The sequence below is a fragment of the Pseudomonas sp. ADAK7 genome (genome assembly GCF_012935675.1).
Lineage (GTDB): Bacteria > Pseudomonadota > Gammaproteobacteria > Pseudomonadales > Pseudomonadaceae > Aquipseudomonas.
This window is the reverse complement of record NZ_CP052861.1, coordinates 4,961,877-4,986,891: the sequence shown is the minus strand read 5'-3', so window position 1 is coordinate 4,986,891 and position 25,015 is coordinate 4,961,877. Positions and strand designations below refer to the sequence as shown.

At 61.2% G+C, this 25,015-nt stretch carries 26 protein-coding genes; 8 read left to right on the top strand and 18 right to left on the bottom strand.

All coding sequences use genetic code 11. The annotated features are described in order from the left end of the window. The first annotated feature begins 67 nt into the window (after positions 1-67). From metF to HKK53_RS22890, 3 genes are all read left to right on the top strand, one after another. The gene (metF, locus tag HKK53_RS22900) at positions 68-913 is read left to right on the top strand and encodes a methylenetetrahydrofolate reductase [NAD(P)H] (protein ID WP_123599646.1); all 846 of its coding nucleotides are present in this window, start codon (positions 68-70) and stop codon (positions 911-913) included. A 192-nt stretch (positions 914-1,105) separates the two neighbouring features. Beyond that, the gene (locus HKK53_RS22895; RefSeq protein ID WP_169372702.1) at positions 1,106-1,921 is read left to right on the top strand and encodes a substrate-binding periplasmic protein; all 816 of its coding nucleotides are present in this window, start codon (positions 1,106-1,108) and stop codon (positions 1,919-1,921) included. A gap of 223 nt (positions 1,922-2,144) precedes the next feature. Next, positions 2,145-4,034, top strand: coding sequence for a DEAD/DEAH box helicase (locus tag HKK53_RS22890; protein ID WP_169372701.1), 1,890 nt, complete (start codon positions 2,145-2,147; stop codon positions 4,032-4,034). Between the two features lie 243 nt (positions 4,035-4,277). On the opposite strand, the gene HKK53_RS22885 is transcribed toward HKK53_RS22890, so the two are convergent. The 3 genes from HKK53_RS22885 to HKK53_RS22875 all read right to left on the bottom strand — a co-directional run bounded on the left by HKK53_RS22885 (position 4,278) and on the right by HKK53_RS22875 (position 7,487). Beyond that, complete coding sequence (locus tag HKK53_RS22885; RefSeq protein ID WP_169372700.1) at positions 4,278-4,874, bottom strand: YceI family protein; 597 nt, start codon at positions 4,872-4,874, stop codon at positions 4,278-4,280. 32 nt (positions 4,875-4,906) lie between these two features. Then, positions 4,907-5,458 carry a cytochrome b gene (locus HKK53_RS22880; RefSeq protein WP_169372699.1) on the bottom strand — a complete coding sequence of 184 codons (552 nt, stop codon included), beginning with the start codon at positions 5,456-5,458 and terminating at the stop codon, positions 4,907-4,909. Positions 5,459-5,726: 268 nt separating this feature from the next. Then, positions 5,727-7,487: a flavin monoamine oxidase family protein gene (locus HKK53_RS22875; protein WP_169372698.1), complete on the bottom strand. Its 1,761-nt coding sequence runs from the start codon at positions 7,485-7,487 to the stop codon at positions 5,727-5,729. 222 nt (positions 7,488-7,709) lie between these two features. Between HKK53_RS22875 and HKK53_RS22870 the strand changes: the two genes are divergently transcribed. Both HKK53_RS22870 and HKK53_RS22865 read left to right on the top strand, forming a co-directional pair. Continuing rightward, positions 7,710-9,116 carry an adenosylmethionine--8-amino-7-oxononanoate transaminase gene (locus HKK53_RS22870; RefSeq protein ID WP_169372697.1) on the top strand — a complete coding sequence of 469 codons (1,407 nt, stop codon included), beginning with the start codon at positions 7,710-7,712 and terminating at the stop codon, positions 9,114-9,116. A 220-nt stretch (positions 9,117-9,336) separates the two neighbouring features. Further along, on the top strand, positions 9,337-10,056 hold the full coding sequence (locus HKK53_RS22865) for a 16S rRNA (uracil(1498)-N(3))-methyltransferase (protein WP_169372696.1): 720 nt from the start codon (positions 9,337-9,339) through the stop codon (positions 10,054-10,056). 148 nt (positions 10,057-10,204) lie between these two features. On the opposite strand, the gene HKK53_RS22860 is transcribed toward HKK53_RS22865, so the two are convergent. Genes HKK53_RS22860 through HKK53_RS22850 form a run of 3 tightly spaced genes read right to left on the bottom strand, consistent with a single transcriptional unit; the run spans position 10,205 to position 12,745 of the window. Then, the gene (locus tag HKK53_RS22860) at positions 10,205-11,107 is read right to left on the bottom strand and encodes a transporter substrate-binding domain-containing protein (protein WP_169372695.1); all 903 of its coding nucleotides are present in this window, start codon (positions 11,105-11,107) and stop codon (positions 10,205-10,207) included. 27 nt (positions 11,108-11,134) lie between these two features. Then, complete coding sequence (locus HKK53_RS22855) at positions 11,135-11,485, bottom strand: RidA family protein (protein ID WP_169372694.1); 351 nt, start codon at positions 11,483-11,485, stop codon at positions 11,135-11,137. A gap of 18 nt (positions 11,486-11,503) precedes the next feature. Beyond that, entirely contained in the window at positions 11,504-12,745 is a 1,242-nt protein-coding gene (locus tag HKK53_RS22850; protein WP_169372693.1) for a D-amino acid dehydrogenase, read from the bottom strand. Positions 12,746-12,852: 107 nt separating this feature from the next. Here HKK53_RS22850 and HKK53_RS22845 point away from each other — a divergent pair, with 107 nt between their 5' ends. After that, entirely contained in the window at positions 12,853-13,761 is a 909-nt protein-coding gene (locus HKK53_RS22845; protein ID WP_169372692.1) for a LysR family transcriptional regulator, read from the top strand. A gap of 5 nt (positions 13,762-13,766) precedes the next feature. Here the strand turns inward: HKK53_RS22845 and trhA are convergent, their stop codons facing one another. Further along, on the bottom strand, positions 13,767-14,384 hold the full coding sequence (trhA, locus tag HKK53_RS22840) for a PAQR family membrane homeostasis protein TrhA (protein WP_169372691.1): 618 nt from the start codon (positions 14,382-14,384) through the stop codon (positions 13,767-13,769). A 138-nt stretch (positions 14,385-14,522) separates the two neighbouring features. On the opposite strand from trhA, the gene HKK53_RS22835 reads away from it, so the two are divergent. Further along, on the top strand, positions 14,523-15,437 hold the full coding sequence (locus HKK53_RS22835) for a LysR family transcriptional regulator (protein ID WP_054616913.1): 915 nt from the start codon (positions 14,523-14,525) through the stop codon (positions 15,435-15,437). 255 nt (positions 15,438-15,692) lie between these two features. Here the strand turns inward: HKK53_RS22835 and madM are convergent, their stop codons facing one another. The 11 genes from madM to HKK53_RS22780 form a co-directional block, all read right to left on the bottom strand. Next, the gene (madM, locus tag HKK53_RS22830) at positions 15,693-16,457 is read right to left on the bottom strand and encodes a malonate transporter subunit MadM (RefSeq protein ID WP_169372690.1); all 765 of its coding nucleotides are present in this window, start codon (positions 16,455-16,457) and stop codon (positions 15,693-15,695) included. A gap of 1 nt (position 16,458) precedes the next feature. Next, positions 16,459-16,875, bottom strand: a complete 417-nt coding sequence (gene madL, locus HKK53_RS22825) for a malonate transporter subunit MadL (RefSeq protein ID WP_169372689.1) — start codon at positions 16,873-16,875, stop codon at positions 16,459-16,461. 67 nt (positions 16,876-16,942) lie between these two features. After that, the gene (mdcH, locus tag HKK53_RS22820) at positions 16,943-17,854 is read right to left on the bottom strand and encodes a malonate decarboxylase subunit epsilon (RefSeq protein WP_169372688.1); all 912 of its coding nucleotides are present in this window, start codon (positions 17,852-17,854) and stop codon (positions 16,943-16,945) included. Next, entirely contained in the window at positions 17,851-18,471 is a 621-nt protein-coding gene (locus tag HKK53_RS22815) for a malonate decarboxylase holo-ACP synthase (protein WP_169372687.1), read from the bottom strand. Before HKK53_RS22815 ends, mdcH begins: the two co-directional genes overlap by 4 nt. Then, positions 18,465-19,253 carry a biotin-independent malonate decarboxylase subunit gamma gene (gene mdcE, locus HKK53_RS22810; protein ID WP_169372686.1) on the bottom strand — a complete coding sequence of 263 codons (789 nt, stop codon included), beginning with the start codon at positions 19,251-19,253 and terminating at the stop codon, positions 18,465-18,467. The genes HKK53_RS22815 and mdcE overlap by 7 nt, the downstream gene beginning before the upstream one ends. Beyond that, the gene (locus HKK53_RS22805) at positions 19,250-20,092 is read right to left on the bottom strand and encodes a biotin-independent malonate decarboxylase subunit beta (RefSeq protein ID WP_169372685.1); all 843 of its coding nucleotides are present in this window, start codon (positions 20,090-20,092) and stop codon (positions 19,250-19,252) included. The genes mdcE and HKK53_RS22805 overlap by 4 nt, the downstream gene beginning before the upstream one ends. Then, the gene (locus tag HKK53_RS22800) at positions 20,085-20,384 is read right to left on the bottom strand and encodes a malonate decarboxylase subunit delta (RefSeq protein WP_123404225.1); all 300 of its coding nucleotides are present in this window, start codon (positions 20,382-20,384) and stop codon (positions 20,085-20,087) included. Before HKK53_RS22800 ends, HKK53_RS22805 begins: the two co-directional genes overlap by 8 nt. Then, a complete protein-coding gene (locus HKK53_RS22795; RefSeq protein ID WP_169372684.1) occupies positions 20,384-21,235 on the bottom strand; it encodes a triphosphoribosyl-dephospho-CoA synthase in 852 nt (283 codons plus the stop codon). Before HKK53_RS22795 ends, HKK53_RS22800 begins: the two co-directional genes overlap by 1 nt. Then, positions 21,235-22,905: a malonate decarboxylase subunit alpha gene (gene mdcA / locus HKK53_RS22790; protein WP_169372683.1), complete on the bottom strand. Its 1,671-nt coding sequence runs from the start codon at positions 22,903-22,905 to the stop codon at positions 21,235-21,237. The genes HKK53_RS22795 and mdcA overlap by 1 nt, the downstream gene beginning before the upstream one ends. 243 nt (positions 22,906-23,148) lie before the next feature. Further along, entirely contained in the window at positions 23,149-23,574 is a 426-nt protein-coding gene (locus HKK53_RS22785; RefSeq protein ID WP_133835607.1) for a hypothetical protein, read from the bottom strand. Beyond that, entirely contained in the window at positions 23,537-24,166 is a 630-nt protein-coding gene (locus tag HKK53_RS22780) for a nucleotidyltransferase domain-containing protein (RefSeq protein ID WP_169372682.1), read from the bottom strand. Before HKK53_RS22780 ends, HKK53_RS22785 begins: the two co-directional genes overlap by 38 nt. Before the next feature lie 465 nt (positions 24,167-24,631). On the opposite strand from HKK53_RS22780, the gene HKK53_RS22775 reads away from it, so the two are divergent. Continuing rightward, complete coding sequence (locus HKK53_RS22775; protein WP_169372681.1) at positions 24,632-25,003, top strand: DUF6124 family protein; 372 nt, start codon at positions 24,632-24,634, stop codon at positions 25,001-25,003. The last annotated feature ends 12 nt before the right edge of the window (positions 25,004-25,015 follow it).

The following is a 25,015-nucleotide window of genomic DNA, read 5'->3' as shown; positions in this document are numbered from 1 at the left end:
CACACAAGCCCGCTCCCACATGGGCGGGGCAAGCCTTCCAGGCTTACGCGTTTCCAAGGATATGACCATGTCCCAAGACCGTCGCTACAGCTTCGAGTTCTTCCCTACGAAGACCGACGCTGGGCATGAAAAGCTACTCGCCACTGCCCGTCAGTTGGCCACGTACAACCCCGATTTCTTTTCCTGCACCTATGGCGCTGGCGGTTCGACCCGTGATCGCACCATCAACACCGTGTTGCAGCTCGAAAGCGAAGTCAAAGTCCCGGCCGCACCGCATTTGTCTTGCGTGGGCGACAGCAAGGACGACCTGCGCAGCCTGCTGACGCAGTACAAGGCCGCCGGCATTACCCGTATCGTTGCCCTGCGCGGTGACCTGCCTTCGGGCATGGGCATGGCCAGTGGTGAACTGCGCCACGCCAACGATCTGGTTGAATTCATTCGTGAAGAAACCGGCGATCATTTCCACATCGAAGTCGCCGCTTACCCGGAAATGCATCCGCAAGCGCGCAATTTCGAAGACGATCTGAACAACTTCGTGCGCAAGGCCAACGCTGGCGCCGACAGTGCGATCACCCAGTACTTCTTCAACGCCGACAGCTACTTCTACTTCGTCGAGCGTGTACGGGCGATGGGCGTGAACATCCCGATCGTGCCGGGGATCATGCCGATCACCAACTACAGCAAACTCGCACGCTTCTCCGATGCCTGCGGTGCGGAAATCCCGCGCTGGATCCGCAAGCAACTGGAAGCCTACGGCGACGACACCCAGAGCATTCAAGGCTTTGGCGAGCAAGTCATCACCGAAATGTGCGAACGCCTGCTGCAAGGTGGCGCGCCTGGGTTGCACTTCTATACGTTGAACCAGGCTGAGCCGAGCCTGGCGGTGTGGAATAACCTGAAGTTGCCGCGCTAAAAATCGCACAAGCAAGATCAAAAGATCGCAGCCTTCGGCAGCGCCTACAGGGTGAACGCAATCCCATGTAGGCGCTGGCGAAGCCTGCGATCTTTTTCGTTAAACGCCCTTTTATTGTGCAGCAACACACTGAGTTAGAGCTTCTGGATCCCGTTTCTGGCTCTTTACGGTTTCTCGTCGTAATCTCAAGTCATGCCTTTGATCGCGCAGTTACTGACCGTGCTTCTTTTCACTTGCCTGAGCTTCGCCGCTCGGGGCGAGAAGCTGCGTATTGTCACGGAACCGTGGGCGCCGTACGTGTACGAGGAAAACGGCAAACCCCTGGGCCTGGACTACGAAACCACCGCCATCGTCTTCAAACGCCTGGGCATCGAAGTCGAATGGCAATTCCTGCCCTGGAAGCGCTGCCTGTCGATGCTCGACACCGGCCAGGCCGACGGTGCGCTGGATATCTTTCACAGCGATGAACGCGACGCCACCCTGCTCTACCCCAGCGAACCGCTGTCGGAAGTCGAATTCGTGATGTTCTACGCCAACGAACGGCCTCATCCGTTTCGCACACTCGAAGAACTGAAAGGCCTGACCATTGGCACATCGCCGGGTTATCTGTACAGCGAGGACTTCAGCGGTTCGACGCTGTTTACCCGAGAACCGGCGCCCACCCACGAAGCCAATTTCGGCAAACTGCTGCGCGGGCGCATCGACCTGTTGATCACTGACCGCCGGGTCGGCCAGCATTTGCTGGATGAACTGAACATCCGCGACCAGATCAGCGAAAACCCGACAATCATCAGCCACCAGAGCCAATTCCTGGCGGTTCGGCGCAATGCCGGCATGGATTTGCTGGTGCAGCGTTTCGGCGCAGAGCTCAAGCGCTTCAAGCGCGAGCCCGCCTACGCTGAACTGAGCGCCCGTTATGGCGCCGGCCCCAACCCCGAGGTGCAAATCCCAAGCACTACCGCCGCCCGCGGAAAAACCGTTGAGCAGCAGGAAAGCGGCGCGCAGTGATTGCTCTGTTATACTCCGGCGTTCCCGCCAGGCTCACGCCCGGACGCTCGGAATCGTTCAAGGCATCTCGACCCCGCTACAGCGCAGCTTTTCAGCCCGCGCGAGCGCTCCAGACGAGCCTTCGAAACCCAGCAGGACCGGACGGGATTGCGTTCCTCTTAAACGCCATTCGCGCCAGGCAAGACTCCCATTGGGCCAAGCCCTAACTAAAACAGGATTACTCATGTCCTTTGCTTCCCTCGGTCTCTCCGAGGCTTTAGTCCGCGCCATCGAGGCAGCGGGCTATACCGAGCCTACTCCGGTGCAACAGCGGGCTATCCCCGCCGTGTTGCAAGGTCGCGACCTGATGGTCGCGGCGCAGACAGGTACTGGTAAAACCGGCGGCTTCGCCCTTCCGATCCTGGAGCGGTTGTTCCCTAACGGTCACCCGGACAAATCCCAGCGTCACGGCCCGCGCCAACCGCGCGTCCTGGTCCTGACCCCTACCCGCGAACTCGCGGCTCAAGTGCACGAGAGCTTCAAGGTCTATGCCCGTGACCTGAAGTTTGTCAGTGCCTGCATCTTCGGCGGCGTCGGCATGAACCCACAGGTTCAGGCCATGTCCCGCGGTGTTGACGTGCTGGTGGCCTGCCCTGGCCGCCTGCTCGACCTCGCCGGTCAAGGCAGCGTCGATCTGTCCCACGTGGAAATCCTCGTGCTGGACGAAGCCGACCGCATGCTCGACATGGGCTTTGTCCATGACGTGAAAAAGGTCCTTGCCCGTCTGCCGAGCAAACGCCAGAACCTGCTGTTCTCGGCGACCTTCTCCAAAGACATCACCGACCTCGCCGGCAAGCTGCTGCACAACCCGGAACGCATCGAAGTCACGCCGCCGAACACCACGGTCGAGCGCATCGAACAGCGTGTGTTCCGCCTGGCCGCGAGCCACAAGCGTTCGCTGCTGGCGCACCTGATTACCGCCGGCGCCTGGGAACAGGTTCTGGTCTTCACCCGTACCAAGCACGGCGCCAACCGCCTGGCCGAGTACCTGGACAAACACGGCCTGAGCGCCGTGGCCATCCACGGTAACAAGAGCCAGAACGCGCGCACCAAAGCCCTGGCCGACTTCAAGGCCGGCGAAGTGCGCATCCTGGTCGCCACCGACATCGCTGCTCGCGGCCTCGACATCGATCAGTTGCCCCACGTGGTCAACTTTGAACTGCCGAACGTCGATGAAGACTACGTGCACCGTATCGGCCGTACTGGCCGTGCCGGCCGCTCGGGCGAGGCGATCTCGCTGGTGGCCCCGGATGAAGAGAAGCTGCTGAAAAGCATCGAGCGCATGACCAAGCAGAAGATTGCCGACGGCAACCTGATGGGCTTCGACTCCAGCGCTGTAGAAGCCGAGAAACCCGAAGTTCGCGAGCGTCCGGATGTGCGTAACCCGCGCAACCCACGTGGCCCGCGCGGCGACGGTCCGAACGGCACTGGCGGTGGCGGCGGTCGTAAAGACAAAGGCAAGGACAAGGGCGGCAAGGAAAAAGCGCCTGCTGCCACTGGCCGTGGCGATCGCCCGGCCCGTGAACACAAGCCACGTGAAGGCACTCCGGCGCGCGAACAACAACGTCCGGCGCCACGCGCTGCGGCGGCTGATCGTGCTCCGGACGAGTTCCTCGACGATGACGTGGATAACTTCGGTAACCGCGTTGACTACGTGCCACAGGCCAAACCGGCCCAGGGCCGTGGCCGTCGTCCGGGTGCTCCGGCACCAGGCGCGGCAGCTGGCGCAGGTGCTGGTGCTCCGCGCACCGGCGGCAAGCCTCAGGGCCGCCAGAGCGGTCCGCGCAGCAGCGACGGCGCCACCACCGGCACCCCGCCAGCCAAGCGCAGCGGCCCACGCAACGGCGCGCCACGTGACGGTCAGGCCCGTCGCGAAGATTCCCGCAACCGCCGCCCGGCCCGCACCGACGACCAGCCTCGTTCCGAACCGGCCGTGCAGAACCCGCGTGGCCCGGCACCGAAGATCATCCATAAAGAGTCGAAGACCGATCGGTTCCCGACTCCAGAGCAACTGGATCAACTGCCAGGCCGCCCGCGCGGCGAAAAACCAGCGTTGCTGACTCGCAATCGCTGATTTAACGCCGCCATAAAAAATGCCCCGGATCGCGAGATCCGGGGCATTTTTTTGCGCGCCACAAACCTGTAGGAGCGAGGCTTGCCCGCGAAGGCGCCATCCGCCACACCACAGAAACCGCGTTGCCCTCATTCGCGGGCAAGCCTCGCTCCGACAGGATTGCGGTGCAGCGCAAGTTTCGTTCGGCAATAAAAAACGCCCTCGATCATGAGATCGGGGGCGTTTTTGTGTCAGGCGCGAATGTTACTTCGCTTTGACACCTTCAAACGTTACGTACAACTCAACTGCGTCGGACGATGGACCCAGGTCTTTCTGCTTGCCGAAGTCGGAACGCTTCAGGTTGGTAGTACCTTCGAAGCCGGCACGGTAGCCGCCCCATGGATCCTTGCCTTCACCCAGGAAAGTGGCCTTGACCACGACTGGCTTGGTCACGCCAGCAATCGTCAGGTCGCCGGTCACGTCAGCTGTGTCTTTACCAGCGGCGTTTTTACCGGTGGATTTGACGCTGGTGGAGACGAAGGTGGCTTTAGCGAATTTGCTCGCGTTCAGGAAGTCACCGCTGCTGATGTGCTTGTCGCGTTCAGCGTTATTGGTGAACACGCTGGCGGTGTTGACGTTGAACTCGATTTTGCTGTCTTCCGGCTTGGCGGCATCGAAGCTGAACTTGCCGTCGATATCCTTGAACGTACCGGTGATGAAGCTGTAGCCCAGGTGGCTGATCTTGAAGTCAACGAAGGCGTGCTGGCCTTCTTTGTCGACGACGTAGTCAGCGGCCATTACGCTACCGGCCGACAGCAGCGCGGAACCGATTGCCAGAGCGGCGAGGGTCTTTTTCAACATGCTTTCTATTCCTTTGGAGTCGAGGTTGAACTTCAAGCTTTGCGGCCGAGCATTCGCGTCAGCGTCGCATCACGGTCGATAAAGTGGTGCTTCAATGCTGCCAACGCGTGGAGACCGGAAAAAATTACCAATACCCACGCCAGGTACAGATGAATCACACCGGCGGTGTCTGCCTGGTCCGGTAGTCCGGAAACCAGTGCAGGAATCTCAAACAGGCCAAACACCGGGATCCCGACACCGTCTGCGGTGGAAATCAGGTAACCGGCAATCATCACAGCGAACAGACTGATGTACAGGAACGAATGGCCGAACTTGGCGCCAAGGCGCGTCATGCGGCTATAGCTCTGCAAGGCCGGCGGTGGCGGGCTGATGAAGCGCCACAGCACCCGCAGCAGCATGATGGCAAACAGTGTCAGGCCAATGCTTTTATGCAGGTCCGGCGCATCTTTGCGCCACGTGCTGTAGTAATCCAGACCGACCATCCACAGGCCCAACGCGAACAGCCCAAAGACTGCAAGCGCTACACCCCAGTGCAGGAAAACGCTGACCCAACCATAGCGCGAAGAAGAGTTACGTAGCTGCATTGCCCAAATCCTGTGAGAACTGCGACCAAGACTATCGAGTTATCTATCGATTTAAAGCGGAAAATTTCGCTTTGAAATATCGAGAAATACGATCAAGAGTCTCTTAGGGAAGCGTTAAGGAAAGATTAAAGACGCCAATGAGTGAAAAAACAGGTAGCCCAACTAAAGAACACCTTTCTCACAGGGTTTATTCAAATCTTGAACCCGATTTTCTTCGGGCATAAAAAAAGCGCGGCATCACTGCCGCGCTTTCTTTCAACGCAAAGCCTTACTGGGCTTTGGTATCTGTCGCTGTCGGTGTCGTTGCAGCAGGCTTCTTGGCCGCTGGTTTCTTCGCCGGTTCAGCTTTTTTGGCCGGAGCCTTTTTCGCTTCGGTTTTCGCCGCTGGCTTCTTCACTGCTGGCTTGGCCGCTTTTTTCGCAGGCTCGGCTTTGACCGGTACCGCTGGCTTCGGCGCTTCAACCGGAGCGGGGGCCGGAGTCGGCGCAGGAGCTGGAGCCGGTGCCGGAGCAGGCGCTACTGGCTCAGGTGCCTTGGCCGGTGCTGGCTTGTCATCCGAACCACCAAACAGGTTGGTGAAGAAGTTACCTTTCTTCGCCGCCACCGCGCCGGCCGCTGCTGCGGTCGCTGCCGGCACAACTTTTACCGGTTCAAACGACTTGCCCGCCGCCAGGTCTTCAACCTGACTGGCTGCACGCTGACCGGTGCGCAGTGCGCCTTCCAGGGTGCCCGGGTACAAGGTGTCAGTGTGTTCGCCGGCGAACGCTACCCGTTGCAGCGGACGTTCCCACAGGCGCCAGTACTTGCTGATCTGGCCCGGGCCGAAGGCCAGGTAGGCGCCGCCCATCGATGGGTCGGTGCTGTAGCGACGGATTTCATAACCGGTGAACGAACCGCGCGCCTGTGGATAAAACGCGTGCAGGCGAATCAACACCTGATCGACCATCTGCTTGTCGCCGAAAGCCTGCATGACGCGAGCGTTGTCGCCGGACAGGTTGATCACCACGTTGGCGCCGCCCTTCAGGGCCGGTTCGATCCACAACATACCGAGGCCGGCGTTGCTGTAGATCTCGCCGGACATCCGCGCCTTGCTTTCCCACACTGGCGTCTTGAACTTCAGCATGATCTGGTCGCGCCAGCCGTAGTTGGTGCCCTTGATCGCGCCCATGTGCTGGGCATCCAGCGCCGGGGTCATGGCGATCTTGTTCAGGGCGCGCAACGGCACGGCCACAACGACGTAGTCAGCCTGGTAACCCACGCTGCCGACTTTGACAGTCACGCTGTCCTTGTCCTGGGTGATGGACGAGACCGGGGAGCTGGTCTTGATGGTTTTCAGCTGTTTGACGAAGGCCTGGGCCAACACCGGGCTGCCGCCGAGCAGGCGCGAAGCGCGCAGGTCACGGTCGGAAACACCACGGTAAACCCGGTTCTGCTGCGCGAAGTACAGCAGCGACAGGCGCGAAGGTTCGTCGTAATGGGTACGAATCTCCTGATTGACCAATTGGCGCGCCGTAGCAGGCAACGCCAGACGATCAAGCCAGTTAGAGACGTTGATCTGATCCAGGGCATGCAGCGTGTTGTTCGCGGCCGGGTTCTGCGGATCTTCGATCGAGCGGGCCAGGTCATCCACGGTTTTTTCGTAGCGCTTGAGCGCTTCGGCGGTGACCGGGTCCTTGGTCGCCAGATCCGCGGCGGTGTAATACACGCCGTCGATCAGATATCCCGGCGTACGCACGAATTCCGGGGCTGGCGTGGTGCTCAGCTTGAAGGTCGACACGTACTTGTTCAGCACCGGCTGGGTCTTGTCGTTGCCGATCCACTCGCTGGTGGCCATGCCGGAGCGACCGCCCAGGCTCGGCTTGGCTTCCAGCAGGGTCACCTGCCAGCCTTTGTTTTGCAGCTCGTACGCCGCGGTCAGGCCCGAAAGCCCGCCGCCGATCACGATCGCCGTTTTATCCTTGGCCAGCGCCGAAACGCTGAACAGCCCCAACATCACCAGCGCACAGGCGCGCAGCCAACCAGCAGACATTCAGCGAACTCCGGAAATCAGGTAGGAAAAAGCAGTTTTGCGAGTCAGACGACTCAAAGAACCGCGAAGAATACGTCAGCCATCAAAACGCCGCCAGCGACGTCTATCGCCCCTTACAAAGTAGCTCAATCGACACAATGGGTTGTCCCGGCGCGACGCATTGCATAGGCTTGCGCGATTGTTTGCCCGCGCCTGCCGCGGACCGCCTCGAGGAGACTGTAAATGGGCCTGAATAATCAGTGGATGCAACGGGACCTGGCCGTGTTGTGGCACCCCTGCACCCAGATGAAAGACCACGAACAGCTGCCGCTGATCCCGATCAAGCGCGGTGAAGGCATCTGGCTGGAAGACTTCGAAGGCAAGCGCTACCTCGACGCCGTCAGTTCCTGGTGGGTCAACGTGTTCGGGCACGCCAACCCGCGGATCAACCAGCGCATCAAGGACCAGGTCGATCAACTGGAGCACGTGATCCTCGCCGGTTTCAGCCATCAACCGGTGATCGAGCTGTCCGAGCGCCTGGTGAAGATGACCCCGGAAGGCCTGACCCGGTGCTTCTACGCCGATAACGGCTCGTCCTGCATCGAAGTTGCGCTGAAAATGAGCTTTCACTACTGGCTCAACCGCGGCCAGCCGAACAAGAAGCGCTTTGTCACGCTGACCAACGGCTACCACGGCGAAACCATGGCGGCCATGGCAGTGGGCGACGTGCCGCTGTTCACCGAAACCTACAAAGCCCTGCTGATGGACACCATCAAGGTGCCGAGCCCGGATTGCTACCTGCGCCCGGAAGGCATGAGCTGGGAAGAACACTCGCGCAACATGTTCGTCGCCATGGAACAGACCCTGGCCGAGAACCACGACAGCGTCGCTGCCGTGATCCTTGAGCCGTTGATTCAGGGCGCGGGCGGCATGCGCATGTACCACCCGGTCTACCTCAAGCTGCTGCGTGAAGCCTGCGACCGCTATGGCGTGCACCTGATCCACGACGAAATCGCCGTCGGCTTCGGCCGTACCGGGACGATGTTCGCCTGCGAACAGGCCGGCATCCGTCCGGACTTCCTCTGCCTGTCCAAGGCCCTGACCGGCGGTTACCTGCCGCTGGCGGCGGTGTTGACCACCGACGACGTCTACAGCGCGTTCTACGACGACTACCCGACCCTGCGCGCCTTCCTCCATTCCCACAGCTACACCGGCAACCCGCTGGCGTGCGCGGCGGCCTTGGCGACGCTGGATATCTTCGAAGAAGACAACGTCATCGAAAACAACAAGGCCCTGGCCCAGCGCATGGCCACCTCCACCGCGCACCTGGTCGATCACCCGAACGTCGCGGAAGTGCGCCAGACCGGCATGGTCCTGGCCATCGAGATGGTCAAGGACAAGGCGACCAAGGAAGCCTACCCGTGGCAGGAGCGCCGTGGCTTGAAAGTGTTCAAGCACGCGCTGGAGCGTGGTGCTTTACTTCGTCCGTTGGGCAGCGTGGTGTACTTCCTGCCGCCTTATGTGATTACCCCGGAGCAGATCGACTTCCTGGCGGAAGTGGCCAGTGAAGGGATCGACATTGCGACGCGCAATAGCGTCAGCGTGTCGGTGCCGGAAGATTTTCACCCGGGCTTCCGTGATCCAGGCTAACAGTCACTGCAAAACCCTGTGGCGAGGGAGCTTGCTCCCGCTGGAGGCCGAAGGACTCCCAACCCCACTCAACGCGGTACATCAGAAACACCGCGCTGAATGGATTGGCGACTGCTTCGCAGCCGAGCGGGAGCAAGCTCCCTCGCCACAGGCAAGCCCCCTCGCCACAAAGAGTCAGCAGCCACAAAAGCGATTCCGAGCCAATTTTTAGAGACCCAAGATGAGACTGTCCCGCTTCTTTATCGACGCCCCCCTGAGCACCGGCGAACACGAGTTGCCCGAAGCCCAGGCCCATTACATCAGCCGCGTGCTGCGCATGGCCGAGGGTGATGCGGTGCAATTGTTCGACGGCTCGGGCCACGAGTTTCGTGGTTCGCTGGTGGAAGTCGGCAAGAAGCGCGTGGTGGTGCAGCTCGATGAAAGCTTCATCGGCCAGGTCGAGTCGCCGCTGCAGATCCATCTCGGCCAAGGCTTGTCCCGTGGCGAGCGGATGGATTGGGCGATTCAGAAAGCCACTGAGCTGGGCGTCAGCGAAATCACCCCGATCTTCACCGACCGCTGCGAAGTCCGGCTCAAGGACGAACGCGCCGACAAACGCCTGCTGCATTGGCGCCAGGTGGCAATCAGCGCGTGCGAACAGTGTGGGCGCTCACGGGTGCCGGTGATTCATCCGCCGTTGTTGTTGGCGGATTGGTTGAAGCAGACCGAGGCTGAGTTGAAGTTGGTGCTGCATCCGGTGGCGGAGCCGTTGGTGAGTCATGCCAAGCCTGCGACCCTGGCGTTTCTGATCGGGCCTGAAGGTGGGTTGTCGGATGCGGAAGTGGATCAGGCCAAAGGGGCGGGTTTTCATGCGGCTCGGCTGGGGCCGCGGGTGTTGCGCACCGAGACGGCGCCAGTGGTGGCGTTGGCGGTGGCCCAGCAGCTTTGGGGTGATTTCTAAAAAGATCGCAGCCTTTGATCGTTCCCACGCTCTGCGTGGGAATGCCTCTTCGGACGCTCTGCGTTCGGCTCTGTATGGGACGCGGAGCGTCCCGGGCTGCATTCCCACGCGGAGCGTGGGAACGATCAGGATCAGGATCAGGTGGCGGTTATTGCACCGGGTCACTCACCGGTTTGGCGATGATCGCTTTCAGCTCGCTGGTCATTGGGAATTCCAGGTTCAAACCTTTAGGCGGAATCGGCTGCTGGAACCAGCGGTTGTAGATGCCGTTGATTTCCCCTGAGCTGTACAGATCAGCCAGCGTCGAATTCACCAATTCGAGAAATTGCGGGTCGCCCTTGCGCACCATGCAGCTGTAGATTTCCCGCGATTGTTCCTCACCCACCACGACCCAGTTATGCGGATCGCGCGCCTTGGCCCGTTCGCCGTAGAGCAGCGCATCGTCCATGTAAAACGCCGCCGCCCTGCCCGACTGCAGCATCTGGAACGCTTCGCCATGGTCCTTGGCGCTGATCACGAACATGTCGATCTTGTGGTCAACGTTGTAGCTCTTCAAAAACCGCTCGTTGGTGGTGCCGGCGGTGGTCACGACATTCTTGCCGCGCAGGTCGGCGAAGCTTTTGATGCCGCTGTCCTTGGCCGTGAGCAACTGCCCCTTCACATAAATAAACCCGTAGGAAAACGCCACTTGCTGCATGCGCTCGGCCGTCACTCCGGTGGAACCGCACTCAAGGTCGACCGTGCCGTTCTGCACCAACGGAATACGGGTTTGCGAGGTCACCAGGTTGTACTTCACCTGCAGGTTCGGCTGATCGAGTTTTTGCTTGATGCGCTCGACAATCTTGCCCGCCAGATCCACCGAGTAGCCCATCGGCTGCCCCGAGTGATCACCCACGTAGGAGAACGGCACCGACGCATCGCGGTAGCCCAGGGTGATGCTCTTGGCATTGGCGACCTTGTTCAGCGTGCCAGTCAGCGGCGCTTCATTGGCCTGGACCTGACTGCCAAGCAGCAGGCCGAGTGTGCAGCCGATCAACGTGATTTTTTGCATTGTTATTCTCCGTTGTGGGTGGGGCGATTAGCGGCGGGCGGCGATCACGGTGATTTCCACCAGCACTTCCGGGTGGGCCAGTTGTGCCTGCAATGTGGTGCGGGTCGGCGCCTTGCCCGGCGACAGCCAGTGTGACCAGAGCTCGTTCATGGCGGCGAAATCGCGGCCAATGTCGCTCAAGTAAATGGTCGCGCTGAGCAGGTGATCCTTGTCGCTGCCCGCCTCGGCGAGCAGCGCATCGATTTTCGCCAGGACCTCGGCGGTCTGGCCGCTGATGTCGCGGCTGTCGCCCGGCACCTGGCCCGAGAGAAACACCAGTTCGCCAAAGGTCAGGACGGCGGAGAGTCGGCTGTTGCTGTTGATTCGGTTGATGCTCATCGGTTCTTCCTTATCAAGTCAGGCGACGCGAGGCGCGAGGCCGTGCATTTCAATCGAAGGTGCGCGCTGCGTCAGCAAATCGCTGAGCAACCGCGCGCTGCCGCAAGCCAAGGTGAAACCCAGCGCGCCATGGCCGAGGTTGAGCCAGAGATTGCGGTACGCCGTGGCGCCAATCAGCGGCACACCACTGGGGGTCGCCGGACGCATCCCGGCCCATTCAATGGCGGCGTCGTAGTCGCCGGCATCGGGCAAGGTGTCCTCGGCCTGGCGTTTGATCAGCGCCAGGCGCTTGGGATCGAGCGCCGGGTCGAAACCGACAATATCGACCATCGCCGCCACCCGCAGTTGAGCACCGATGCGTGCGTAGACGATCTTGCGGTTGTAATCGGTGATGCTCAGGTCCGGCGCGCGATGTTCGGCGCGAATCGGCGCGGTCAGGCTATAGCCCTTGAGCGGGTACAGCGGCAGGTTCATACCGGGCAACGCCAGCGCCGGGCTGCGATGCCCGGCCGCGATTACCAATTGCTCGACCGGCAACACCTGCGCGCCCATTTCAATGGCCTGCACCGCGCCGTCCGAATGACGAATGCTGGTGACCGTTTGCCCGAGCAAAAACTCGCAACGCCCTGACGCTTTTAGCCGGGCCACCAATTGCTGGCAGAACCCGTGGCAGTCGGCGACTTCTTCATCCGGGGTGTAAATCGCGCCCACGAATGGCGCCTCGGCGAGTGCCGGTTCCAGTTGGGCGCATTCGGCCCGGGACAACACTTGCTGTTGTTGCGGATCCGCCAGACCGTGGCGCGCATGCTCAAAACTCGCGGCCTCACGAAACGTCACCAGTTTGCCGTTGCGCCGCCAGTCGAAACCGTCGAGGCGATCTTCCTCGCGCCAGCCTTGCAGCGTCGTCTGACTGAGCAGCGCCAGGCGCAGCAGATGCGCGCTGTTGCGCTGGTTCACCGAGCTGCGGCAGGCCGCCAGAAACGAAGCCATCCAGCGCCATTGCGCCGGGTCCAGCCGTGGGCGCAGCTTCAGGGGCGAGTCACCGCGCAGCATCCAGCCAATCGCCTGCAACGGTACGCCGGCATCGGCCAGCGGCGCGACGTAGCGGTAGGACAGTTGGCCGCCGTTGGCGAAACTGGTTTCGCTGGCCAGCGAATCCCGGGCCTCGACCAGCGTCACGTCGATGCCGTCGCGCACCAGTGCGTAAGCCGTTGTCAGCCCGATGACGCCGCCGCCGATGATGCAAACCCGCTGAGCCATGTCTGTCCTTAACCGTTGTTGAAACAGGCCTCAGGTTAGGACCAGGTGACAGCCGTTGAACAATGCATAAAGATGGCTGACCCATAAACAAAGGTTATGGACTCGCCATGCGCCTGCGCCACATCGAGATTTTCCAAGCCATTCGCCAGACCGGTTCGGTCAGTGGTGCCGCCCAGTTGCTGCACGTCTCGCAACCAGCCGTGAGCAAAGTGCTGCAACACGCCGAGCAGCAATTGGGCTTTGCGTTGTTCCTGCGGGTGCGCGGTAAATTGCAGGTCACGCCCGAAGCGCTGGAGCTTGAGCGCGAGGTCGATAAGGTCACCGAAAGCCTGCAAGGGGTGCGGCGCCTGGCCCAGAGCCTGCGCCGCGAGCCGGGCCACAGCGTGCGGATTGGTGCGATCCCGGCGTTGGCGCTGTCGCTGCTGCCACCGGCCATCAACGAATGGACGCAACGTTACCCGGACATCGTCTGCGAACTGTCCAGCGCCCACAGCCGTGAGCTGATGCAGAACCTGTTGATGCGCGAAGTGGATGTCGCCCTGACGTTGCAGCCGCCGGATCATCCGGGGCTGAAGGCCCAAGCCCTGGCCAGTGGCATGCTGGTGGCGCTGGCACCGCTGGGCTATTGGCCCGTCGCCAGCCACGGGCAACCGTTGCCTCTGATCGAACTGGCCGGCGCGCCGCTGATCGGCCTGTCCAGCGCCGACCCGCTGGCTGCCCGGCTCGACAGTTACCTGGAAGCAGTCGATCCGCCGCCACGGGTGCGCATCGCCGTGCAGACCTATTCGCTGGCGCGGGCCATGGTGGAATCCGGGGCCGGGCTGGCGGTCATCGACCCGTTCACCGCGCTCGGCGCCTCCCCCGCCGCCACCGCGATTCGACCTCTGGCGCCGGCGCTGCCGATCACCCTGTACGCCGTGACCCGCGCCGATGAACCGCCGCCGCACACCTTGAGCGACTTGTTGCAGGTCTTCAGCCGAAGGGCGCAGGCGCAACTGGATCGTTTGATCCCGTAGCCGCCTCAGAGGACGTAAAACAGGATCGCCACAAAGTGCAGCAGGCTCCCGGCGATCACGAACAAATGCCAGATGCCGTGGGCATGGCGCAGACGATGGTCGAGGGCAAAAAAGATAATCCCCACGGTGTACAACACCCCGCCCGACGCCAGCCAGGCGAAACCGGTAGCGCCCAGTGCCGCGAGCAGCGGCTTGACCGCCACCAGCACGATCCAGCCCATCACCGCGTAGATCACGATCGAGAGGATCCGCGCTTCCGAACGCGGCTTGATCTCTTGCAGGATGCCGATCAGCGCCAACCCCCAGACAATCCCGAACAACGTCCAGCCCCACGGCCCGCGCAGGGTCACCAGGCAGAACGGCGTGTAGCTGCCGGCAATCAGCAGATAGATCGAAAAGTGATCAACTTTCTGCAGGATCTCTTTTTTGCGCCCGCGCACGCTGTGGTAAGCGGTCGAGGCGCTGTAGAGCACCATCAGAGAGAAACCGTAAATCGCCACGCTGACTATCTTCCACGGGTCGCCACTCATACTGGCGATCACCAGCATCCACACCGCCCCCAGCGTCGCCGCCACCGCCCCGACCAGATGGGTCCAGGCGTTCAATCGTTCCCCGTGATACATGTATCGCTGCCCTCAAAGTTCGTTACAACATGGCGCAAGGCTCAGGCCTTGAGACTAAAAGCGCAATGTTTCAGGACACATATCCCCGTATTCCCCACATCCGTGCACAATCGAGCCATTCGAATAAGAGTCCGGCCCATGCTGATCGACGAAGAGTTGACCCTGAAAAAACTCGAGGTGTTCCTGGCCTTCATGCGCACCGGCAACCTGGCCCGGGCCGCCGCCGAGTTGCAGACCAGCAACGTCAGCGTGCACCGGGCGATCCATTCCCTGGAAAGTGCCCTGCGTTGTCCGTTGTTCAAGCATGAGGGTCGCAACCTGACGCCGCTGGAAAGCGCGTATGTGCTGGAAGAACGGGCGCAGAAGCTGATCCAGGACGTGGTCGAGAGCGTACGCCTGACCCGTGAAGCCGCCGGGTTCTCGGCGGAACGCTTCAAGCTCGGCTCGCTGTATTCGCTGACGGTGAAGACCGTGCCGCAGCTGATCATGGGCCTGAAAATTCGCCGCAGCGAACTCAACATCGACCTGATCCTCGGCTCGAACATCGACCTGCTGTACAAGCTGAAGAACATGGAAGTGGACGCGATCCTCGTGTCCCTGGACGACAGCATCAACGACCCGGATTGCGAGCATATCCAACTGTTCTCCGACGACATCTTCCTTGCCACCCCGGCGGACTCGAAGTTTGCCCAACGGGCGGAAGTCGACCTCGCGGAAGTGCGCGACGAAACCTTCATCACCCTGACCCAGGGCTTCGCCACGCACCAGGACGGGATCCGGGTGTTCAAGCAAGCGGGGTTCGAGCCGAAGGTGGCGATGCAGGTCAACGACATCTTCACCCTGCTGAGCATGGTCAGCTCGGGGGTCGGTTATGCGTTGCTGCCGGGCAGGATTGCGGCGGTGTATGAGAATCGGGTGAAGCTGATTCCATTGCAGGAAAAGTACCGGTTGCAACAGCACATTGGCGTGGTGTTTTTGAAGGCCAAGGAGCGCGATCCGAATTTGCTGGCGTTGCTGGCGGAGTGTCGGATGTATGCCAATCGCCAAGCTTGAGACCCTGTGGCGAGGGAGCTTGCTCCCGCTCGGGTGCGCAGCACCCGCAAGAATTGGGGCTGCTGCGCAGCCCAGCGGGAGCAAGCTCCCTCGCCACAAAAAGCAGTCAGCGTTTTGATCATTCCCACGCTGATCGTTCCCACGCTCCGCGTGGGAATGCAGCCCGGGACGCTCCGCGTCCCTACTCAAGCGTGACGCAGAGCGTCACAGGAGGCATTCCCACGCGGAGCGTAGGAACGATCATTACGTCAGCGTTTAGCCAACAATCCCGCGAACAATGAAGTACAACAACGAAGGCCCAAGCAAACAGCCCAGCCCAGTGTGGAACGTCGCCGTCAACGCCCCATAAGGCACCAAACGCCGATCCGTCGCCGCCAACCCCGCCGTCACACCGCTGACGGTGCCAGCCAACCCACCAAACACCATCGCCGAACGCGGGTTATCCAGGCCCATCCATTTCGCCGCCATCGGCGTACCGACCATCACGAAAATCGCCTTGATCAACCCCGTGGCAATCGACAACGCCACCACATCCGAACTGGCGCCAATCGCCGCCCCGGTCACCGGCCCGACGATGTAGGTCACCGCGCCCGCGCCGATGGTGGTCATGCTGATCGCATCGCGATAGCCGAAGGCCCAGGCCATGCTCGCGCCGACAATGAACGGCAGGATCGTGCCCAGCAGCAGTGCAATCACGCCGATCAACCCGGCCTTTTTCGCTTCGGTGGCTTGCACCTCGAATGCCGTGGCGACGATGGCAAAGTCCCGCAGCATGGCGCCGCCCATCAAGCCGATGCCGGAGAACAGCGACAGGTCCGCCAGGCCTTTTTGCCCGCCGGTCATGGTACCGCCGACCCAGGCCAGCACCAGGCCAATGACGATGGCAATCGCCGAGCCGTGAATCCGTCCGAACGTCAGGCGCTTGGACAACACCACCGACACCCACATGATCACGCCGACGAAGGCGAACGCGGTGATCAGCGAATTATTGATCAGGCCTTTCTCGATGACTTCCCACATATCAGCGACCTCCTACTGGCGTGCCGACCGGCGTCACTTCCGCCGGTTCATCGGGCAGGGGCTCGCCTTTGTGGGTCCGGCTGATCAGGGCAATGGTGCAGCCGCAGATCACCACCGAACCGATGGCCGCCAGCACCGCGACCGGGCCGCCGTGCAGCGCGGTGACGACGTTCTGTTGCGCGGCCATGGCCACGACCACCGGAATGTACATCGCGCCCCAGAAGCCGACGCCCATCTCGCAATCCTTGGTCATGCCGCCGCGCTTTTGCATGTACAACCGCGCGCAGATCAACAGGATCATGGCGATGCCGACCCCGCCCACATTGGATTTCACGCCCAGCAACATGCCCAGCGCATCCCCCAGGATCACCCCTGCCAGCGTACAGATCGCCAACAGCGCCACACCGTAAATAATCATTGTTGTAGTCCTCAAAGTGCATCGTCGAAGTTGTTGTTTTTGTGCTTCGCAAGCCTGAGTCGGTGTTCTAGGGTTGACGGCTTCCCTCCTCACGCAACAGCGCTTGCAAGGTGTCCAGGCGAGCACCGTCAAAGGCAATCACGGTGCCTTGCTCGAACACCCGGCGCGCCAGCCCGGTCAACACCGCACCGGGCGGCAGTTCGATTTGTAGCCGTACGCCGCGCTCGTAGGCGCTTTGCACCGTGCCGCGCCAATCGACGACGCGGCACATGTTGAAAGCGAGGTCGTCGCGCAGGGCTTCGACGTTGATGATGGGCCGGGCGCGGCTGCCGCTCAGGTAGCCCATCGTCGGGGTTTTCAGTGACACCTTGGCGAAGGCTTCGGCGAGGGTTTTCGCTGGCGCGTCCAGCAAAGGACAGTGCGACGGCACGCTGACGGCCAGACGCTTGGCCAGACCTGCGCCGTGACCTTTCGCCAATTGCGCCACGGCGTTCATTGCTTCGTCACTGCCGGCAATCACTACCTGGTTATCGGCGTTGATATTGGCCAGGTACACCGGCGTTTCGTCGCGGTGTATCTGCGCGAGCAAATCTTCGACTGTGGATAAATCGAGACCGATGATCGCGGTCATGCCGTAGCCCTGTGGATAAGCCTGCTGCATCAGCTCACCGCGCAGACTGACCAGATGCAGCGCATCGCTGAAGTTCAGGGCTCCGGCGACCACGGCTGCCGGGTAGGCGCCGATGGACAATCCCGCCACGTAATCTGCTGCCTCCAACAGTTGCCGTGAAGCCGCGACACCCGCGATCAGCAGGCAAAGCTGAACCGCCCTCGTCGACTTCAATGCCTCGGCGGAATCCAGCAGCAACGCGTCTTCACCCAGGACTTCACTCGCCTCGTTCACCGTTTCCAAAGGCAAACGATGGAGCATGCCCGGCTGCTGCGCGCCTTGGCCGGGGAACACCAGCAGGCTGCTCACGCTGCTTGCTCCTGCGGGTTCCACGGATCGAGTACCAGACAGGCTTCGCTGGCGTTTTTCAGCAGAACTCGCCGCGCAGGACCTGCCCATTCGCGCAGGGCCACGGCACCCAAAGGTGTCTGCAATTGCATGTCGACCTGACACGCAGCGGTATCAAAAATCTTCACCAGTTCCTGAGCCTGCACCCGGCTCAAAGGTTGCGGTGTGCGCAGGATCAGGTCGAGGTCGCTGCGCTCATGCAATGCTTCAAAACCGCTGGCCAATTCGAAACCGGCGCTGCCGCTGATGCCCCAGACGAAACCGCACGCATCAAGCATCGCCCGCAGTTGAGTCAGGGCACGCAATGCGGGTAGATCCCGATCAATCGAAACATGACAAAGATCTTCAGGTTTCACCCGACGCTGAATCGCCTCGACCGCCATCACCGTCGCAAACCGCTGTTCACGCAACGGCCCGCGCACGCCGACTGCAATCTGACCCGGCGCGCACAATGCACGCCGCACGACCACTGGCTGATCGTGACCCAAGACTTCTGTCGCCCAAATCGGCGCATCCGCTGGCAACTGCTCCGGGGTCATGCCCCAGAGCAAGTCGTGAGCCAGAAACGTATTCACCACTGCGCTCTCAGCAGTTCACGCACCTTGCTCGACGCCGCGCGGTTGCTGGCGCCCAAGCGGCTGCTCAGGTCGCGGCCCTTCGCGGCGACATCGCTGATCGCCTGATTCAGGCATTCAGTCACGCGGGTCAGATCTTGCGCCGTCGGTTGCTCAATCTGCTCCACCGACAAGGTTTCCCAGAGCAAACCGAGGCTGGCGTAGCTTTCAATGTCATACGCCATCGGCGGCACGCTGGCGGCCAGGGCTTCGAGTTCTTCGACACTGCGCAACGTCACCCGCGCTGCCGAGGCCTTGCCCATGGCATGCACCATCACGCCCGGATCGCGCAGGGCAATCAGTCGATTGGCTTGATAACCATGGGCCAGAAACGCCCCGGACATCGCCTTGCCCACCAGCAAACCGATCACCGCGTGGCCGGCCAGTCGAGCGCGAGCGTAACTGTCCGCCGCACCGGCCAATGCCTGGTGAATACCGAGGGCTTCTTCGCGGCGACCATAGGCCTGGCTCGGAACATCAACGATGGCGATCAAGGCGCGTTTGTGCGTTTTATCGGCATCCGCCGCAATGACTTCATCGACGGCTTTGGCCAAACCCCAACCTTCCAGCAATCCAACCTCGCCATTGCGGGCACGGGCGAAGCGGTTGTCGGAATCAGTCACCACCGCGATAAATCGTACGGGTTGATCACCCAAGAAGCCGTCAGCGACTTTCAACGAAGCAGGCAAACCAGCGACAGGTTTGGCGCCGCTACTCAAAGCGTTAAACCAGTTAAAACCTCTCATGAGCGCTCTCCTTGATACAGATCGCGAACCACCGAAGGTTCGATTTGCGGTTCAGCATCCAATCGCGCCAAGCGCTCCAGAAACAGTGCGGACTGCTGGCTACGTTGCTGCTCCGGCAAACCTTGCTTAAGCAATTCACTGACCTGCAGCTGAATCTGCGCCACATCATCGGCGACATAACGATCCGCCAAACCACTGGCAAACCGCTGCTCGCCGCCGGTCAGGCTCCAGATGAAAGGACGATCCCGCGAGTCGTATTCCTCAAGCCCGGCTTCCTGCTCGATCACCTGCGGACCGTTCAGGCCAAGCCGCGCTTCCTGGGTCACCAGCAAATAACTGCACAACCCGGCCGCAATCGACATCCCGCCAAAACAACCCACGCTGCCCGCCACTACGCCAACCACCGGTTGGTACTGACGCAAATCGACAATCGCCGCATGAATATCCGCAATCGCCGCCAACCCAAGATTGGCTTCCTGCAAACGCACGCCACCGGTTTCCAGCAGCAGCACGGCGCGGGTCGGAATACCGTTGCGGTTGTCTTCCGCCGCCAACTCCAGCGCGCCGGCCATTTTCGCGCCGCCGACTTCACCGAGGCTGCCACCCTGGAATGCACCTTCAATCGCCGCAATCACCACCGGCAATCCACCGATGCTGCCCTTGGCGATCACCACGCCGTCATCCGCTTGCGGCACCACGCCCTGACGCGACAGCCATGGCGACATGATTCGCTGAAACGGGTCGAGCAATTCGCGGAAGGTGCCGGCGTCGAGCAAGGCTTTCGCCCGCTGCCGCGCGCCGAGTTCGACGAAGCTATGTTTGCGGAGGAGATCAGTCATGGCCAATCTCCTCAAAGCCTTGTTCCAGACGCAGGCGCACCACACCCGGTGTCGCGCCGAAGTCATGGATATCGATGGCCATCGCCGGTGGTGTCTGACCGTCGAACATCCGCGCAAACAGATGCTGCCAGCGCTGTTCGGCGCCATTCACCGAGGTCTGCACCTGGATCGTCAACTTGCCGGCCACACCCGGTTCGATCAGCACTTCCAGATCGCCCGAGCCGACACAGCCCACCAGCGTCCGGCCCCGGGGCGGCTGCCCGGCGGGGAATTCAAAGGATAAGGTTTCCATCAGAAAGCTCCGGATTCGATGCGGTCGATGAACAGGCAAGCGGCGAGCAAATCAGCAGCTCCACCCGGCGAGGCGTTCAATGCGATCAGTTGTTCATCCAAGTCATGCAACCGACGACGACCGCCGAGGCTGGCACTGCCACCCGCGTCGAGTACCGCTTGGGCGCCGAGTTGCATGGTTTGCAGGCCTTGTTCGCCGGCGCGGTAAAGGACGCAGGTGTCGGCCAGGCGGGTCATGATCGCCAGCAAGGCGTCGAGGCGTGCATTCTGCTCGCCGTGGCCGAGGGCGCGGCTGCGTTTGAGTTGTGGGAGAGCGCGTTGCAGCACGGAAGGAAAGCCGAGTTGCGCTTCTTCTCGGGCACCACCTGCGCCGTAGCGTTGGGCGACTTGGGCGCCGTGACTCAACGGGCGTGGTGCGTAGCGGTCGTCGAGTAAAGCCAAGCGTGCAGCGCACAGCGTGACGGCGCTGGCGGTTGTGTTTTCCAGTGCGGCGGCGGCGACCAACAGACCCAACGCCCAGATCGCCCCACGATGAGTATTCACGCCATTGGTGGTGGCGAGCATCGCTTGCTCCCCTTCCCGACCAATCCGCCCGAGGGCTTCGCGCAGCGGCAGACCGACGTCGCCAAACTCGATGGCCGCTTCGGCCATTTCCTTGAACGCCGGCCACAACGACAGCGCTGAAGCGTGCATCAACCCAAGGTGCAAATCGGTGTGCGCGCCGTTACCACGACGGTCCACCAGTGCCGGTTTTGGCGACAGGTCCGCTTCGTCGATCAGCGCATCCACCGCCAGGTCCGCCAGCCGATCAGCTAGCGTGAGAGTTTTGGGTTGCAGGTTAAGTGCGTGCATTACCAGCTCCTGAACTTGGCGGGCGGGTTGTAGAGGCCACCGGACCACTCCACCAGATCGGCCACGCTTTTGGCCGCGAGCAATTCGCGGGTGGCGTCGGTGCGGCGGATGCCGAGGTCTTCGGGCAACGCGATCAAGCCTTCGCGGCGCATGCGCGCGGTGTCTTTCGGGTTATGGCGCATGCCGATGACGGTGACGCCCGCGACGGCGGCGATCATCGCTTGGCGTTCTTCCAGCGAGCGCGCCTTGTACAAATAGGCGATGCCTTCTTCGGTCAGCAGGTGGGTGACGTCGTCGCCGTAAATCATGATCGGCGCCAGCGGCATACCGCTTTTGCGTGCGACTTCCACAGCGTCGAGGGTTTCGACGAAAGTCGGTTTGCCGCCCTCCTGGAACGTCTCGACCATTTGCACCACCAGTTTTTTGCCGCGTTCGAGCAAGGCTTCCGGCGCATCGTCGTGACGCATGTCAAGCCAGGCCGGCGTGCCGTGACGGCGACCGCGCGGATCGTGGCCCATGTTTGGCGCACCACCGAAACCGGCGAGGCGTCCGCGAGTCACGGTGGAGGAATGGCCGTCGCCGTCGACTTGCAGGGTCGCGCCAATGAACAGGTCCACCGCGTACTGCCCGGCCAATTGGCAGAACATCCGGTTGGAGCGCAGCGAGCCGTCCCGGCCGGTGAAGAACACGTCGGGCCGGGCGGCGATGTAGTTTTCCATCCCCAGTTCGGTGCCGAAGCAATGCACGCTTTCGACCCAGCCGCTTTCAATCGCCGGGATCAGGGTCGGGTGCGGATTGAGCGTCCAGTTGCGGCAGATCTTGCCTTTGAGGCCGAGGGATTCGCCGTAGGTCGGCAGGATCAATTCGATGGCGGCGGTGTTGAAACCGATGCCGTGGTTCAGCGACTGGACGTTGTGTTTTTCGTAGATCCCGCGAATCGCCATCATCGCCATCAACACGTGCACAGGCTTGATGTGGCGTGGGTCGCGGGTGAACAGCGGTTCGATGTAGAACGGCTTGTCCGCCACCACCACGAAATCGACCCAGGACGCGGGGATATCGACGCGGGGCAGGTCAGTGACGTCGTCCACCAGTTGATTGACCTGGACGATAACGATGCCATCGCTGAACGCCGCCGGTTCGATCAATGCGGGCGTGTCTTCGGTGCTCGGGCCGGTGTAGATGTTGCCGGCGCGGTCGGCCATGAAACCGGCCGAGAGCACGACGTTGGGAATCAGGTCCACCACCAGTCGTGCGTAGAGTTCGATGTAGGTGTGAATCGCGCCGATTTCCAGCAGGCCATCTTCCAGCAACTGGCTGATACGCAGGCTCTGGGTGCCGGCGAAGGAGAAATCGAGCTTGCGGGCGATGCCGCGTTCGAAGAGATCAAGATGCTCGGAGCGGCCGACGCTGGGCATGATCATGTGCAAGTCATGCAGCTTGGCGGGGTCAGCCTTGGCCAGGGAGCGCGAAAGGAAATCCGCCTGCTTCTGGTTATTGCCCTCCAGCACCACACGGTCGCCGGGCAGAATCAACGCCTCCAGCGCCGCGACGATGTTCTCGGTGGGCAACACCACGCCGTCGGCAAAGCCTTTGACCAACTCAAGACGCCGCTGCTTCTCGCTGCGCCGCCGCGTCCATCGCGAGTCGGGGGATATTGTTGTTGTCATGACCACTCCACGGGTTCGCTGTCGTGGGGCCACCTTAGGAGGGATGTGTGAGGGCATCAATCAAGCGCAGCGTTGGATCGTTACGCTTAGGTTAATGGTTGGCCGGGCTGACGCCTTCGCGGGCAAGCCTCGCTCCTACAAGGTCGCGTCGTACACAACCTCTGCGAACGACACAAACCTGTAGGAGCGAGGCTTGCCCGCGAAGAGGCCAGAACAATCACCGCAGTTTTCACTGCCGGACCACTACAGCCCTACCATCTGCTGCTGCACCCGAACCAGAAGCTGCTCAGCGCTTTCCAACAACTGCGCCAACAACGCCGGATCTTCATCCATATAGCCTTCGTACTCCGCCAGATTCCGGCGCTCATGACACAAGGCAAACAACCGTACCTGCACCTTGCCAATATCCGCCGTGTGAACCAGACACTGAAACACCAGATATCGCTTGTCCGAACGGTAACCACATAAGCGAAGCGCCGTCAGAGCCAAGGCATGGGCAGCGTTATAAGCCAGGTCGAAACGGCTCGCGAAGGACAGTGAAGCCGTTTGCGCATCTTTCAATCGATCCACCGCCGAACGCATCAGCCCTTCGCATTCCTTGCGATCCGGCGGTTCGGCTTTCAGTCCACCGCTACGTAACAGATTCTCCAGATTCTCGTTGCTGCCCATCCTTGGACTCCAAAGGGTTTTGCCCCATCAGATTGATCTTGTCCTGCTGCGCCACACGCACGACAAAACTGTTTTCAGCCGCCAGTTTTGCGGCCCAGTCGTCGGGGGTGTAGAGCGTCGGGTTGAGGACGCGGCCCAGTTGCTCTTCCAGGGGCATGAGCCGCTCCATCACTTCACTGTAGTGCAGGCCTTCGCCGATCAGCATGAGATCAATGTCACTGGATGCGTTTGCCGAATCCTTGGCGATGGAGCCGTACACAAATGCCCAGGTGATCTGTTCGGCAAAGGGTTGCAGCGCCTGGCGCAGGGGCTCGGCGATGCCGAAGGTTTTGCGGGCGATGCCCAACAGTTCGGCATAGATCGGGCAGTCGGGATTGGCTTGGTAGTGAGTCTGGTTACCTTGGCGCGTCAGGGTCAGCACGCCGGCCTGCTGCAACCGATCTAGTTCGCGCATGAGGCTGCCTTTACCCACTTGAGCCCAGCGAGCGATTTCGTTGGCATAAAAACTTTGGTCGGGTTTGCCAAACAACAAGCCCAACACTTTTTGCTGGGTGGTGGTGAACAAGGCTTCGCTGAGGGAAAGGTTTTTCACAGTGGCAACCGAAGAGTCCCAAAAAGGGAACGATAGGTCCCTTTTTGGGAATCTTCAACCTTCGCCAGCTAAATGGGGGAACGATCAACCTTGGCCGGCTAAATGGGTATTTGTGTTTAAAAGTTGCGGCGTAGGAAGGGTTGGCGGCTACGCGGTCTGACGTCACTGCCTACAGCAATGGGGGAACACGCTGACTGGTGGGGTTTTCTGTTGGTCTTTATCGTTTGGGGGTCGCTGCCAATTCAGCGACCGGGTCTGGAATCCCGAGGTGTAGAAGGCGCGAAAGCGCCCCTCATGACGTATGCTTGCGCACCTTTAATGTGTGCATTCAGTTATGGCGGCTGTGCGCGGGAGACCTTCGGGTCTACCGGGTTTTCTCCACCTCGGGTTCCAGCCCGCGTACAGCTGCCACCCCTTCGGCTGGAACCGAGGGAGCAGCTGAAACTCATTACTGGAGATTTCACTATGTTCAAAGCTACCCCCAACCCTCCGGAATCCGGCACCGATTCCCCAGAAGCGCTCGACGCAAAAAAAATGAAAGAAGCCGCCGACCGCGCCTTCGCCCACTACTTTCCCCCAGCTGACGAAAAACCAGCCAAACGCCGTCGATACCAACTCTTCGCCGTTTCCCCGGAAATCATCGACCCCGAGGCCCTGCTGGCCAATGCTTCCGAAGATCTGCTCTCCATCAGCGCGATTGCGGCTGACCTGGCGGACGATGTGGAAGGCACGCGCCGTTCGGTAGCTTTGGCGATCAGCCGTTTGACGGATGGGGTGCAGTTGTTGGTGGAGCGGGTGCTGGATCACCATGAGGCGTTGGCTGAGGCCAAACTCTAGCCGTTACGCCTG

Coding starts and splice junctions, on each gene's coding strand:
- HKK53_RS22885 (WP_169372700.1), bottom strand. CDS start 4,874: ATGTTGAAAAAGACCCTCGCCGCTCTGGCAATCGGTTCCGCGCTGCTG.
- mdcE (WP_169372686.1), bottom strand. CDS start 19,253: ATGAGAGGTTTTAACTGGTTTAACGCTTTGAGTAGCGGCGCCAAACCT.
- HKK53_RS22855 (WP_169372694.1), bottom strand. CDS start 11,485: ATGAGCATCAACCGAATCAACAGCAACAGCCGACTCTCCGCCGTCCTG.
- HKK53_RS22890 (WP_169372701.1), top strand. CDS start 2,145: ATGTCCTTTGCTTCCCTCGGTCTCTCCGAGGCTTTAGTCCGCGCCATC.
- HKK53_RS22875 (WP_169372698.1), bottom strand. CDS start 7,487: ATGTCTGCTGGTTGGCTGCGCGCCTGTGCGCTGGTGATGTTGGGGCTG.
- HKK53_RS22785 (WP_133835607.1), bottom strand. CDS start 23,574: ATGGGCAGCAACGAGAATCTGGAGAATCTGTTACGTAGCGGTGGACTG.
- mdcA (WP_169372683.1), bottom strand. CDS start 22,905: ATGACAACAACAATATCCCCCGACTCGCGATGGACGCGGCGGCGCAGC.
- metF (WP_123599646.1), top strand. CDS start 68: ATGTCCCAAGACCGTCGCTACAGCTTCGAGTTCTTCCCTACGAAGACC.
- HKK53_RS22795 (WP_169372684.1), bottom strand. CDS start 21,235: ATGCACGCACTTAACCTGCAACCCAAAACTCTCACGCTAGCTGATCGG.
- HKK53_RS22870 (WP_169372697.1), top strand. CDS start 7,710: ATGGGCCTGAATAATCAGTGGATGCAACGGGACCTGGCCGTGTTGTGG.
- HKK53_RS22895 (WP_169372702.1), top strand. CDS start 1,106: ATGCCTTTGATCGCGCAGTTACTGACCGTGCTTCTTTTCACTTGCCTG.
- madL (WP_169372689.1), bottom strand. CDS start 16,875: ATGATTATTTACGGTGTGGCGCTGTTGGCGATCTGTACGCTGGCAGGG.
- HKK53_RS22880 (WP_169372699.1), bottom strand. CDS start 5,458: ATGCAGCTACGTAACTCTTCTTCGCGCTATGGTTGGGTCAGCGTTTTC.
- HKK53_RS22865 (WP_169372696.1), top strand. CDS start 9,337: ATGAGACTGTCCCGCTTCTTTATCGACGCCCCCCTGAGCACCGGCGAA.
- madM (WP_169372690.1), bottom strand. CDS start 16,457: ATGTGGGAAGTCATCGAGAAAGGCCTGATCAATAATTCGCTGATCACC.
- trhA (WP_169372691.1), bottom strand. CDS start 14,384: ATGTATCACGGGGAACGATTGAACGCCTGGACCCATCTGGTCGGGGCG.
- HKK53_RS22775 (WP_169372681.1), top strand. CDS start 24,632: ATGTTCAAAGCTACCCCCAACCCTCCGGAATCCGGCACCGATTCCCCA.
- HKK53_RS22805 (WP_169372685.1), bottom strand. CDS start 20,092: ATGACTGATCTCCTCCGCAAACATAGCTTCGTCGAACTCGGCGCGCGG.
- HKK53_RS22845 (WP_169372692.1), top strand. CDS start 12,853: ATGCGCCTGCGCCACATCGAGATTTTCCAAGCCATTCGCCAGACCGGT.
- HKK53_RS22800 (WP_123404225.1), bottom strand. CDS start 20,384: ATGGAAACCTTATCCTTTGAATTCCCCGCCGGGCAGCCGCCCCGGGGC.
- HKK53_RS22860 (WP_169372695.1), bottom strand. CDS start 11,107: ATGCAAAAAATCACGTTGATCGGCTGCACACTCGGCCTGCTGCTTGGC.
- HKK53_RS22835 (WP_054616913.1), top strand. CDS start 14,523: ATGCTGATCGACGAAGAGTTGACCCTGAAAAAACTCGAGGTGTTCCTG.
- HKK53_RS22850 (WP_169372693.1), bottom strand. CDS start 12,745: ATGGCTCAGCGGGTTTGCATCATCGGCGGCGGCGTCATCGGGCTGACA.